Origin of the sequence: Marivirga sp. (assembly GCF_024636815.1) — a bacterium.
GTDB lineage: Bacteria > Bacteroidota > Bacteroidia > Cytophagales > Cyclobacteriaceae > Marivirga.
In genome coordinates this window covers 23,145-36,008 of the sequence record NZ_JAGXGF010000145.1, presented here as the reverse complement: position 1 = coordinate 36,008, position 12,864 = coordinate 23,145, and the positions used below count along the sequence as shown (strand labels likewise).

11 protein-coding genes are annotated in these 12,864 nt (G+C 33.7%); 4 read left to right on the top strand and 7 right to left on the bottom strand.

From position 1 onward, the window contains the following. On the top strand, nucleotides 1-450 hold a 450-nt coding region (locus tag Q0L29_RS10975; protein WP_296621599.1), incomplete at its 5' end, for a ferritin-like domain-containing protein. A gap of 120 nt (nucleotides 451-570) precedes the next feature. Here Q0L29_RS10975 and Q0L29_RS10970 read toward each other — a convergent pair. The 4 genes from Q0L29_RS10970 to smc form a co-directional block, all read right to left on the bottom strand. Then, the gene (locus tag Q0L29_RS10970) at nucleotides 571-1,173 is read right to left on the bottom strand and encodes an urea carboxylase-associated family protein (RefSeq protein ID WP_296621597.1); all 603 of its coding nucleotides are present in this window, start codon (nucleotides 1,171-1,173) and stop codon (nucleotides 571-573) included. A 4-nt stretch (nucleotides 1,174-1,177) separates the two neighbouring features. Further along, nucleotides 1,178-1,849 (bottom strand): guanitoxin biosynthesis heme-dependent pre-guanitoxin N-hydroxylase GntA, encoded by a 672-nt coding sequence (gene gntA, locus Q0L29_RS10965; protein WP_296621595.1) that lies wholly within the window; start codon nucleotides 1,847-1,849, stop codon nucleotides 1,178-1,180. A gap of 381 nt (nucleotides 1,850-2,230) precedes the next feature. Beyond that, on the bottom strand, nucleotides 2,231-2,428 hold the full coding sequence (locus Q0L29_RS10960) for a hypothetical protein (protein WP_296621594.1): 198 nt from the start codon (nucleotides 2,426-2,428) through the stop codon (nucleotides 2,231-2,233). Nucleotides 2,429-2,447: 19 nt separating this feature from the next. Further along, nucleotides 2,448-5,993 carry a chromosome segregation protein SMC gene (smc, locus tag Q0L29_RS10955; protein ID WP_296621593.1) on the bottom strand — a complete coding sequence of 1,182 codons (3,546 nt, stop codon included), beginning with the start codon at nucleotides 5,991-5,993 and terminating at the stop codon, nucleotides 2,448-2,450. Nucleotides 5,994-6,243: 250 nt separating this feature from the next. Here smc and Q0L29_RS10950 point away from each other — a divergent pair, with 250 nt between their 5' ends. From Q0L29_RS10950 to Q0L29_RS10940, 3 genes are all read left to right on the top strand, one after another. Then, a complete protein-coding gene (locus Q0L29_RS10950) occupies nucleotides 6,244-8,415 on the top strand; it encodes a carotenoid oxygenase family protein (protein ID WP_296621592.1) in 2,172 nt (723 codons plus the stop codon). A 59-nt stretch (nucleotides 8,416-8,474) separates the two neighbouring features. Next, the gene (locus Q0L29_RS10945) at nucleotides 8,475-10,001 is read left to right on the top strand and encodes a SpoIIE family protein phosphatase (protein ID WP_296621591.1); all 1,527 of its coding nucleotides are present in this window, start codon (nucleotides 8,475-8,477) and stop codon (nucleotides 9,999-10,001) included. A gap of 65 nt (nucleotides 10,002-10,066) precedes the next feature. Next, nucleotides 10,067-10,606 carry a hypothetical protein gene (locus tag Q0L29_RS10940; RefSeq protein WP_296621590.1) on the top strand — a complete coding sequence of 180 codons (540 nt, stop codon included), beginning with the start codon at nucleotides 10,067-10,069 and terminating at the stop codon, nucleotides 10,604-10,606. On the opposite strand, the gene Q0L29_RS10935 is transcribed toward Q0L29_RS10940, so the two are convergent. From Q0L29_RS10935 to Q0L29_RS10925, 3 genes are all read right to left on the bottom strand, one after another. After that, nucleotides 10,590-11,063, bottom strand: coding sequence for a hypothetical protein (locus tag Q0L29_RS10935; protein WP_296621589.1), 474 nt, complete (start codon nucleotides 11,061-11,063; stop codon nucleotides 10,590-10,592). The two genes, Q0L29_RS10940 and Q0L29_RS10935, sit on opposite strands and share 17 nt — an antisense overlap. A 98-nt stretch (nucleotides 11,064-11,161) precedes the next feature. Beyond that, a complete protein-coding gene (locus tag Q0L29_RS10930) occupies nucleotides 11,162-12,427 on the bottom strand; it encodes a M56 family metallopeptidase (RefSeq protein WP_296621588.1) in 1,266 nt (421 codons plus the stop codon). A gap of 6 nt (nucleotides 12,428-12,433) precedes the next feature. Beyond that, complete coding sequence (locus tag Q0L29_RS10925; protein ID WP_296621587.1) at nucleotides 12,434-12,793, bottom strand: BlaI/MecI/CopY family transcriptional regulator; 360 nt, start codon at nucleotides 12,791-12,793, stop codon at nucleotides 12,434-12,436. Between the last annotated feature and the right edge of the window lie 71 nt (nucleotides 12,794-12,864).

Here is a 12,864-nt window from a genome sequence, read left to right as displayed (position 1 = left end):
TTTAATGATTACAATCAATTTCTTGCGCTTAGCCAAGCATTTGAAGATACAGGGGTTAGGGCTTATAAAGGTCAGGCTGCTAATTTAGTATCAGATAGTATGTCAAACTTAATCTTAACTGCTGCATTAAGTATACATGGAGTGGAGGCCAGACATGCTTCAATCGTAAGGCGATTAAGAGGGCAAAAAGGATGGATTACTGGGGAAGACACTTCAGTGCCTGATGCTGCTCTTGCGGTTTATCAAGAAGGGAACCCTCCAGCACAGTTTCCATCGGAAGCAAATGTTACTCAAGCTGGAGTTAATCTAGAAGATGCTTTAGTTGGTAACGTACCAAACATAGATAAAGCTTCAATTCAGGAAGCATTTGATGAACCTTTGGATGCAGATGTAGTAGCGGGTTCAGGTACAGTTTATGATATAGCAGGACTTTTCATAGTACCTCAGTAAGTCAAATTAATTAGTGTAATGAAAAGCATTGCTGTATTTTACGGCAGTGTTTTTTTTGTGGCAAGTGGTAGAATGACACTGACCCAAAAAGAGTGTAAATTTTAATTACTCAATTACTAATCAACCTATAATTTCAAATTTGATAGGTTTAAAAGTTCCTCCATTACTATCTTCAGCTGAGCAGGCTGTTAAACCTACTATAAGATCCATCTGAGCTTCAAAAAGAATAAAATCTCCTGCTATACTGAGAGGAGGTTTTACACTTAATTTACCAGCCTCATCAAACTGCACATTCATGAAGATGTTGAAAGCAGTAGGAATATCATCAGCATTGATATCAAATTGTTTTAAGTGCATTTCTAAATTTTCAAAACAGCTAGGATGATAAGTGTCTATGTCATACATGATTTTAAAGGTAGCCAGGCTACAAGGTGCTAATAGAAAATCATTTCTGCCATTGGTATCCTCTAAAACCAGCATCATTTTGTTGCTTCTGTTGCTCCAAAGATAATTGCTAGTACTGATCAAAATAGATTCTTCGAAATCTAAGGTCTTACCACTAGAAATTTTTTCTCGAACATCATTTTCATTAAAAAGAACCATATCACTTACTTGTCCACCTTGTGGATCAGTTACCTTTAAGTACTGCCCTTTTTTTAATTTAAAGGAAACCCCACTTTGCTTATCTATTATCTGTTCAATTTGTGTTATCTGAGTTCTCATAAGTTTATGGTTTTGGGTGAAAAGGACATTTCCATTCTTGATCTACATTTCTTCCGCTATATTGACTTGCTTCACTTATTTTTCCAAAGTCACTCACAGTAGGGTTGATGTTACCCTGCAATTCTTTATCTCGGGCACGTATTTTATCTCTTACCTCATGATAGACTCCTCTTTCTTTGAGTTGTTCAAATTGCGCATGAAAATTAAAAACTATAGTAGGGTAGGGACTTCTTCTTGCGATACGTGAGCTTCTTGGATGCATACCAACTATATAAAAGGCTTTTCCTCCTACACTAAAGCTAAACTTTGCACTATCAGGATCATTGCTTACTTCATTATCCCATTCACGATCATCCAATAAATGGAGTGTATGTAATTGAGTCCATAATTTTTCTTCAAAAAGCTCTTCTGAATCAATTTCTTCTTGGGGAAATACGGCAAGAAAGGACCGGTAGTCAGAGGCTTCAAAATCATAAGTATCAATATAGTGTTTGAGATCCTCCAGAAGGGCTTTAGTGCTTTCATCAGAACCCATAATTTCATAAGTAAATAAATCTACCTGATTTAATTTGAAGCTGCTTTGAGCCATTACACATGGGTGGTTTTTATCGAGAATAAGTCCCTTGAATTTCTGGTATACCTGAGTTGCATCAGGTGTTTTAATTTTCGGTTCCATAGTTTAAAAATATGCTTAAGTGGTTCGTTATATTCAAATTATTTAAGCTTGTAGAAATTGGTTCCGATGAGGGCTAATATGAAGATGAAAAAAATTGGAATACATCAATGATACTATTGATTACTCCTTTAAGGTCAGAATGTTACCTATGGTGGGATTTATGTAAATTATGATTGGTGAGGATTAGAGACGCTTGATGGACAGTTATTGAGAATTATTTGCACTAGAAAATCAAAATTTGATTTTCTAGTGCAAATAATTTGGGCTTTTACCTTAAAAAGGCTTGCACTTGTTGAAAATCAGGTTATTACTTAATAATCACTGCCAAAAAAGGTGTAAAGTTCATCCTTGTTATATAATCTGTTTTTAAGCAAGCCCAATTTATTCCTTATCCTTCTTCAGCCACTTCTTCCTCATGATTAATCCAAAGATGATCGAAAAGAGAATTGCTTTAAAAAAGGACTCCTGAATTTGAGCTGAAAGCGTTGTATCTTCTTTAAAAAAATACATAATAAAAGAATCAAGTAACCAAAATACCAAAGCCGTAATACCAATTCTTACCAGAAATGCTTTATTCATAACTCCTAATAATTATTAATTAATCCAGTGTGTCTTCCAATTCTCTTAAGTCCACAGGAACCACTCTGGAAATTCCTAATTCTACCATGGTTACCCCATAAATCACATCCGTGCTGGACATTGTTCTTTTATTATGGGTAACTATAATGAACTGCGATTCTTTGGAGAATTCTCTGATGATATTATTGAATTTATCAATATTGGCATCATCCAATGGAGCATCTACCTCATCAAAAATACAGAATGGGGCTGGTTTTAATAAGTAAATCGCAAAGAGTAGGGAAGTAGCGGTCAAGGTCTTTTCTCCTCCTGACAATTGATTGATGGTCAAAGGTCGTTTACCTTTTGGCTTGGCCATGATTTCAATTTTAGACTCTAATGGGTTATCAGGGTCGGATAATTGTAAATCACACTCATCCTCATGTGTGAAAAGCGTACGGAATACTTTTTGGAAGTTCTCTTTAATTTTTTCGTAAGCCTCAATAAAGTTGGTTCGAGCTACTTCATCGATTTCACTAATGGTGTTTAGTAATGATTCTTTAGCATTTCGTAGATCTTCTCGCTGAGTTATAATAAAATCGTTTCGCTCTTTAATTTCTTCATAAGCTTCCATTGCCATTGGATTAATAGGTCCAATGCGGTCCATTCTCTCCTTCAATTTACTTACTTCACTTCTTAAATCATCAGCTGTTTCTTCTGTCTCCACTTCCTCTTCCTCAGAATTCATGATTTTATCTAAATCAATATCAAATTCAACAGAAAGTCTTTCTTTTACGCTATTGAGCTCCAGCTTGGTTTCATTTAAATTATTCTGGATTTGCATCAATAGCTCATCCACTTGTTCTTTATTGCGCTGAATATTTCGAGTTTCTTTTTCTATTTCATCAATCTGACCACGAGAGGCATAATAATCTTTCTCTACATCATTTACTCCAATCTCAATCTGCTCTTTTTCATCATACATGCCCAACAATTCGTCATCATTGGTCTCAGCAGTTTCAATGATGCCTTTGATAGCCTCATCATTTTCTTTTAAATCATGTTGGTTCTTTTCAAGTCTTTCTTTGCTGCTTTCAAAAGCGGTTTGTTTGTACCCGATTTCCTGTTCAAGACTGTTGACTCTGTTTTGCTGCTGATGAAATTCAATATTTTCCTGATTGAAAGAAGATGATTTTTGGCTTAATATTTCATCTTGAACACTTAAGTCCTCACTTATAATACTCAACCTTTGTTCAATTTCTTTAAGTTTATCAGACTTTTCGCTCGCATCAGGTTTGATAGCCTCAATTTCTTCAATTAAAGTTTCTCGCTGCTCCTCCATTCCTTCTCGCTTATTAGCAGCACTATTGAGCATTTGGGCAAACTGCTCTTGTTTGGTTCTAATAGAAACATATTCAGAATTGACCTCATTTATTTCTGATTGCAAGATTTCAATATTTTCTCTGTAGCTATGCTCTTTTAGGTTATCCAAATCATTTTGTTGGCTTTCTAAGCTTTCCTTGATTTGGCTTATTTTTTTGTTCAAATCTTTTATTTCAACCTGAAGTTTTTCCAGGTTTTTGGCTCTACCAATTCTTTTCCCTTCAAAAAGCCCTACGGAACCTCCAGACATGCTGAATTTCCTTTTGGTAACCTTTCCGCTTTGTGTGATGAAAACGCTATCCTTATCATCAGGAATAGAATTATAATCGCCTTTTACTACATATACATTGTCGAGTATGAAACCAATTAGCTTTTTATATTTAGCATCATATTCTACAATTTCGGTGGCAGCAATGGCTTGATCATAAAGTTTTGAGTCGCTTGGCTTAAATTTCTCAAAATTATCTAGGATAAAGAAATGAGCTTTTCCTTTGCTGGCATCACTTAGTAAGTTTACAGCTTCAAAAGCCTGAGCCTCTGTTTCCACTATATAGTAGTTCATATAGGGCTCCAGAAAATTTTCAATGGTAATGCGGTAATCTTCAGAACATGTCAAAACATCTGATAGGAGAGGTGCATTTTTGCCCCATTTCGAGCTCTTTTTAAGAAATTTTATAGCCTCAGGAAATCCTTCTAAATTATCAACCAATGACTTGGTTAGGTTGTATTCGTTCTCTCTAGCATCTAGTTTTCGAGAAGATTGAGTTAATTCTTCTCTAATTAATTCAATTGTATTTTTATGATCTTCAATTTGCTGATTGAGATGATCTTCTTTGCTTTTAAGGTTTGAAAGGTATTCGTTTTTCTCTTTTAATAACTTTGATAGTTCCTCAAGCTTACTGTCAAACTCTTCTAAGCTAGCAGATTGTTCGGTAGTATCTGTACTACTTTTTTCCAGTTCTTGCTTTACAGATGAAAGTTGAATCTCTTTGATTTCCAGTGATTTGTTCAACTGGTAAACTTCATTTTGCAGTGCTTTTTGTTGCTGATTTAACGTATTAACTTCCTCACGGATGGCTGCTGTTTTATTTTTCTGCTCCTCGTATTCAGACTTTAAGACTTCTACTCTTTGCTCGGTCTCAAAGAAAATCTTTTCAGCGGATGTCTTTTCTTGCTCTAAACTCTTGATACTAAATGAGGCGCGCTCATTACTTTGCTTGTCCTGCTCTATTTGATTTTTCAGGCTATCACTTTTATCTTGCAAAAAGCGTAATCTTTCATTTTTGATTTTCTTTTCACTTTCATACTGCCTGATTTTATTGACATGCTCGTTGAGTGCTTTTTGACGGCTAGCCAATAATTTTTCCTTTTGTAATAATTCTGATTTGCCCTTTTCTAAAGCAGCTTCCTGTTCTGCTAATTGTCTGTTTAGACTGATTTTTTTATCATTTTCTGCCTGAACTTGTTTGTTCAGATTAAGAAAAACTTCTCTTTTATCAGCAACAGTTTTCTTAGCTAATAGAATACTTTTCTCCTTGTATTCTCCTTTATATTGATAATATTTTTCAGCTTGTTTGGCTTGCTTTTCGAGTGATTTTAAGTTTTTCTCTATTTCAAAGAGTAAATCTTCCACTCTTTCTAAATCAGCATCCGTATCGGTTAATTTTTTTAGTGTTTCTTTTTTTCTGATTTTGAATTTACTTATTCCAGCTGCTTCTTCAAATAAGCCTCTTCTGGAGTTATCCTTATCAGTTAGGATATCATCCACCATTTTTAATTCAATAATGGCATAGCTGTTAGAGCTAATTCCAGTATCCATGAAAAGATTGGTAATATCCTTCAATCGACAACTTACCCCATTCAATAAGTATTCACTTTCTCCAGTTCGATAATATCTTCTTGTGATGGTGACATTAGAATATTCTGTTGGAAGAAGATTTTTGGTATTGTTGAAAGTAAGGGAGACTTCAGCTAAATTACTTTGTTTTCGCTTTTTGGTGCCGTTGAAAATGATATTCTCCATTTTATCCGAGCGAAGCGTTCTGGATTTCTGTTCACCCAATACCCACCTGATGGCATCTACCACATTGGATTTTCCGCATCCGTTAGGACCCACAACACCGGTAATTCCTTTATCAAAATTGATGACCATTCGGTCACCAAAGCTCTTAAATCCTTTTATTTCAAGTTTGGTTAGCTGCATAATTCTTACTCAAAAAATCTACGCCAGAAAAAAGCGGATAACAAATTTATAATTTATTTGGAGAAGTGGGTAATGATAAGGAATGTTCTGTTTAAAAAATGCTTCATTGATCGAATTATCATAGTAGAATTCAATTATTAATTTTTGGTAAAAAATAGATTTAATTGTAAATAATATTGTAATTACTCAATTTTTAATTGAAAAATTATTATTTATGTGGTGAAAAATATCAACATAAAACACCAAAACTATGAGTCATCCTAATTTACTCACCTCTACCCGAGAGCCTTTAGATGTCGAACTTAAAGTAAAAGAAGGAGAAATCCCTGAAGATTTAACAGGATATGTATTTATTAATTCTGGTGCTGGAACTGTAAATAGTGGTGGCTTGCCTTACGAAAGAAAAAATCCTGATGGAGAGTTCAATCAGGAATTTGGTTCTCCTGTTATTAATGGAGATGGTTATATTTATCGTTTTGATCTGACAGAGGCTGGAAAAGTAAAACTAAAAACCCGTTTATTAAAAACACCATGCTTTTATGCTGATATAGCCTCCAGTCCTATTTTAAATCCCAATAATCCATATGCGGATATTGCTTTTAAAAACAGAGGGTTGGCGAGGATGTCTATGAAATTGGGTACAAGAAACCAGATTAATACTGCCATTACACCATTTCGTAAACCTGGAGATGAGCAATCACGCTTGTTGGCTACTTTTGATGCTGGTAGACCTTTTGAATTTGATCCTAAGAGTTTGGATTTGATCACACCAATAGGAGAAAATAAATTTTGGAGAGCAGGTACACCTCCCTTTTTAAATAATCCATTTCCAATGGTTTTAACCACGGCTCATCCTGTCTATGACCCCGAAACCAAAGAAGTATTTAGTGTTAATTTTACTAAAACGACTAAAAATTTACTCAGTGCTACGGAGATTTTTCATTTAATATTTGGTAGTGAAGAAGAAATTGAACGAAAATTAGAAGAGAGAATTAGTAGGTGGGAAGAAATTGAAGATAAAGAACAAGTTGTAAAAGAGGTTAATGATTTCTTTTATGAAGAGGCTTCTGAAGAAGAGCCAAAATCAATTTGGGATAAGCTAAGAGGCTGGTATTGGAACTTAATAGGGAGACATTTTTCTAATGAGGATGCAGTTTATCTAATACAGTGGACAGGCGCCAGAAATCCTAAGTCCTATAAAATTGTTAATGAGAATGGATCGAACATTCAGATTCAGCATAATATGCATCAAATTGGTTTCACTAGAGATTATGTTCTCTTGGCAGATACCAATTTTAAATTCACGCTAGATGTGATGTTAAACAATCCATTTCCTAATAATGAAAGGATTGATTCTTTTTTGCGGGAGTTATTGGATGGGGCTCAGAATGATTACTCAACACTTTATATTGTACACAGAAAAGACTTATTGCCCGATAATACAGAAATAAGAGCTCATAAGGTTGTGCTTCCAGTAGAAATCGTTCATTTCTCAGCAAACTATGAAAATCCAGATGGAGTAGTGACTTTACATGCAGCGCATAATTGTAGCGCATGTCCTGCTGAATGGATAAGATATTATGATGAATGTAAATTACATAATAAGCCAATAGACCCTCAAAGGGTTGGGATGTTGGCAGTAGGAGAGATGGACATCGGTAAAATAGGAAAGATTGTTATAGATGTTGAAAACCGAGATAATCTGGAAGATAAGACTGTTTTTTTGCATTTGGAAGGGAAGCCAGGTGAGAAGGATCCAGGACCGCATACCTGGGGGATCGGATTATATACTTATCGGGATATGCTTTCTCCCGATAAGAATGTAGAGGAGATCAAACACATTTTCTGGCAGGCTTATGGTTTGGATGATCAACTTTTGACCGACTTTATGTACAGGCTTTATCAGGATCCAAAAAGAAATCGTGTATATAGTGCTGAACAAATGCTCGAATTTACCCAAAAGGGAGCACCATTTGTTTTGGAGACGGTTGAAACTAATTCGATGAAAGTAACAGATCACTACAGTTTTCCTAAAGATACCTATATGTGGTCTTTGCAGTTTGTGCCTAGTAAGTTGCAAAATAATGATATTCCTGAAACCTTGAATGGTTATATTTTATGTACAGTAATCGGTGAAGAGAAAGATAATTCTCAAATTAATTCTTACTTCTCAGAAATATGGATATTTGATGCTTCTGATTTGAAGAAAGGTCCTGTGTCTAAGCTACATCATGATAAATTGCAGTTCGCCTTTACCATTCATTCTGTTTGGGTAAAGCAAGCATCTGAGGTGAGTGTACCTGATTACAAAATAGATATAAAACAAGATTACGATGAGCAAATAAAACACATTAAACGTAGGTGGTTACGTAGGAAAGTGCAATCATTAATGAAGATGCACGTTTATCCTCATTTTCGATAAATGATTTTTATTTTCAAAGTTAGTGTGTTAATCTCGTATTTGATTTATATTAGACATAAATGAAACTCAATTTAACAGATAGTTTTGGTATTAATTTGAATAAAGCCTGGAAAGAGGAGTATAAACGTATAGGCCATGTTTATGCGCGATGGGGTGCTATATTGGTTATTTTTTTATTTCCACTTAGCACAATTCCGGAGTTGTCTATTGAAAAACCTAATATAAACCTTTGGTATACTTTTAGATATGGACCATCGGTCATAGTGGGGATTGTGTTTTTATTGCATCAAAAGTTCAGGTTTAGTCATGAACTATTGTTTGAAATTATTGCCTTTTGTTTGTTTACGTCTGCTGCCTATATGGTAGATTGTTCTGATTGGATGACCTATGTTATTTCCATGACCACTGTATTCATCACTAGTGCTGTTTTGGTTATTCTTCGTCCTTTTTATTTTGTAATAAATTTCTTTGTTGTTTTTCTTATTCAAATTTTAGTGCACATGTTTTTTTGTGATGCTGGGATATTGGATTATTTCCTTCTGAAAGGTGTGAATATCCTGATTGTAGTTGGATTAGCAGCTTTTTCAATTGCGTCCTTTAGATACTACATCATGAAAAATAATTTCATGCACCGAGTAGCATTGCAAGAAGCTCATTTTGAATTACAAGAAAGAAACCAAAGTTTGATAAAGGCTCAAAAGGATTTAAGATTTAAAAGTGACCTAGTTTCTGAACAAAATGAGGAGCTTAAAGTGCAAAAGGAGGAAATCCTTTCCCAACGAGATGCAATGCAATCTCAAAAAGAATTTATAGAAAAACAGAATGGAGATATCATTGGAAGCATTCGATATGCTCAGAGAATACAATCTGCAATGTTGCCAACGAATGCATACATAAAGAAAATGCTTTCAAATTCTTTTGTGCTATTCCTTCCGAGAGATATTGTATCAGGAGATTTTTATTGGGCGGCAGAAATTAAGGGGAAGAAAATTATAGCAGCTATTGATTGTACGGGTCACGGAGTTCCTGGTGCTTTTATGTCATTGGTAGGAGATACCAATATGAATCAAATTGTTCTTCAAGAAGGCGTTACAGATCCAGCAGAAATATTGAATAAGCTTCACTTGGGAGTAAGTAATTATTTAAAACAATCTGAGAATGAAAACGAGGATGGCATGGATGCGGCTATTGTAGTAATTGATGAAAAAGAGAAATCTGTGCTTTTTGCTGGAGCTAAAAGTCCTTTAGTAATGGTGAATGAACAACAGGGAATTGAGGTTATTAAAGGTGATAAAATGTCCATTGGGGGGAAACGAAAAATTAATAAAGAAGATGAGTTTACTTCTCATTCTATTAGATACAATCCTAAAAATACTTATTATATATTCTCTGATGGTTTTCAAGACCAATTTGGTGGGTCAAAGGATAAGAAATTCATGATTCGTAGATTAAGGACATTACTTCAGGAAGTTTCTGTTAAAGAAATGGCGGATCAACATTATATTTTAAATAAGCGATTTGAAGAATGGAAACAGGGTTATAGCCAAACAGATGACGTGCTATTAATAGGCTTTAAGCTTAATTAGGATTTTTACATATTTTCCTTAGGCTAGTGTAGCTTTTTTATCTAAAGTTTTAGTAATTTTAATGTATGGAAGATTACAAAATCCTCATTTATATAGTCCTTTCAATTCTCTATTTCCTATTTAAAGGAAGGGGTAAAAAGAAAAAGCCTGTAACCCGGAAAAAAGCTGAGCCCCAATCCTCCGAGCAAAATTCAGGCGAAAAGAGAAGACCCAAATCTTTTGAAGAATTACTGGCCGAATTAAGTGGTGAAAACCCCTCAAAAGAGCCTTATCAAGATGAGGATGAAATATTAGGTGAAGGTGATGAAATTAAGCCATTATCCGATAAGGTTGATGAAAGACCTTTGAATCAGGAGGTAAGTCAAGAGGAGTATGAAAATGCTGATGAAACCTTAAAAGAACTTTATAAAAAGGGTGAAAAATTAAAAAGTATAGATGAATTAGTAGATATTGAAGAGGTTACAACTCAAAGCAACAGATTTAAAGAATTTGATGAAACTGTGGATGAAAATTCATTTGCCAGGGAAATAAGAGAAGGCTTGTCGGATCCTGAAAGTGCTAAAAAGGCAATTGTTTATGCAGAAATCTTTAATCGGAAGTATTAATGCTTACTTCATAAAGTTTATATTCCTTAACAACCCATTCATTTTTCCAAGATTTTTCTAGTTGTACATCTAATAATATTTTCTGTTTTTTCTCATAAAATAATTTTGAATTTTGATAGGATAACAACACCTTGGCCGTTGATTTTTTCATATCAAATTCAGCTATTTTTATAAAAGAATTATTATCAAATTCATTTACCTTCCTTTCAGAAATTATTTTTACTTTGTGATCTCGAATTTTAAGGTCTATTTCATTATTTTTTAATTCAGAAAATCCCATCATCAATATATTATGGTCAATATTACTCCCTAAAAATCTAGGTTCAGTTGCAATGTATTTTTGAAATTCCTCTATATTGAAAACGGTTTGTAATACAGATTGCTGTTGATCTTCAGGTTCGATCTCGATAAAAGGAGTAACAAGAAATATAAAATATAGGCTTATTAAGTAATTCATTTTTCTTTGTCATTTAAGTCATTAAATATAACTAAAACTAATGAAGTTGAGTAAGTATTATCATATTAAATCAAATTGAAGTACTTTATAGGTTATAATTAATTTATTACAAACCTAATTGGAATAACTCTTCTAGACCGAACAGTTATACCGTTTTGTTTTCCTGGAATCCAATCTCCATTATTTTTAAGTATTTCAACTGCCAATTCATCACAACCGGCTCCAATGCCTTTCACAGCTTGAACATTACTTAAGCTACCATCTTTTTCAATCACAAATTGGATGTAGACCACACCTTCTATCCCCATATTTATAGCTTGTTGAGGGTAATTGCCTTCTAGGTCATCACTAATGGCATCATAAAAGGCTTGGATTCCTTCTTGAGGTTCTGCCTGATCTTCTACTATCGAAAAGATTTTATTTCCTGGCACCTCACTATTTTCCAATGCGTCATTATCGGGAACAGTAATGGTCTCTTTTTTTATAATAACCTCTTCAGTAGGATTTAGATCACAAGAGAAAATTAAGCTGATGAAAGCAAAACTGATAGCAACCAAAAAAGGCTTGCTTTTAGAATTTTTGTTGCTATCAAGCATATTTAATCTGTTCAATATGGTGGGTTTTGCAAAATAGCTTACAAATTGAAGTTGATTTTGATTAAGAGTTTGATGAATTAAGAGCTGTGCATAATTTGTTTTTTCAGTATCCTTACAAGCATATTCATCAGCTAAAAATTCATGATTTTCAACTACATATTTTTTTATTTTTTTATTCAATGGATTAAATATTAATAAAGAGGAAAGTAATTCAACCCAAATAATATCAAAAAAATGGAGTGTTTTTCTGTGAGCCTCTTCGTGTTTTATAATAACTTCTTTATTTTCATCATTCTGGAGTCTTAAAGGAAGAAGTGTTTTATTTAAGAAAGTAAAAGGAGGGATGTCTTCTTCTACCCAATATATTTTCTTTTTGAAATCGAAACGTGCGAAACGGTGAAGTAATTTAAATCGGTGATAACTTTTACCAAACTTTACCAGAAAAATTATAACTGAAATGGAAATAAAAATAGCATAAATCCATGGTAATAATACTTCCAAATTCAAAATACTGCTTTCCAAAGCTAGTTGATTATTAGAAATAGTTGCTTTGGTAGTACTGCTACTTAATAATGATGGGTCAACAAATGTGATGTTTTTAAAAAGTTTAAATTCTAGCAAAGGGGCAATAATGCTTACCCCGTATATTGCCAGAAGATAAAAACGATTAAAGATAAAGCTTTTCTCATTTCTCAATACGAAATGATAGATTCCACCTAAAATCAAAAATAGCAAATGGGCTTTTAGAATGTAAATTAAGGTTTCCATGATAGTTTACTTTTGCTTTTTCAAATGCTTCATCACTTCATCCAATTCTGCTGTACTGAGATTTTCCTCTTTAGCAAAGAATGAAGCCATATTAGCAAATGAACCTTCAAAATAACCATGGATAAGCTTTTTTAAGCTTTGTTTTTTATATTCATCCTTCTTTAATAAAGGATAGTATAAATAGCTTTTGCCTGTCTTTTCATGCCCAACTACTCCTTTTCTTTCTAAGATTCGGATAATGGTGCTTACGGTATTATAGGCTGGTTTGGGCTCAGGTAAAGTTTCTAAAACTTCTTTTACATAAGCCTTCTTCAAGTCCCATAGCTTATGCATGATTTGTTCTTCTGCTCTGGTTAATACTAACATAATTTTTCCCTATTAAATGTTTAAAACTCCAATATAAAACTAATGGGTTAGTTCCGCAAATGAAATTATCA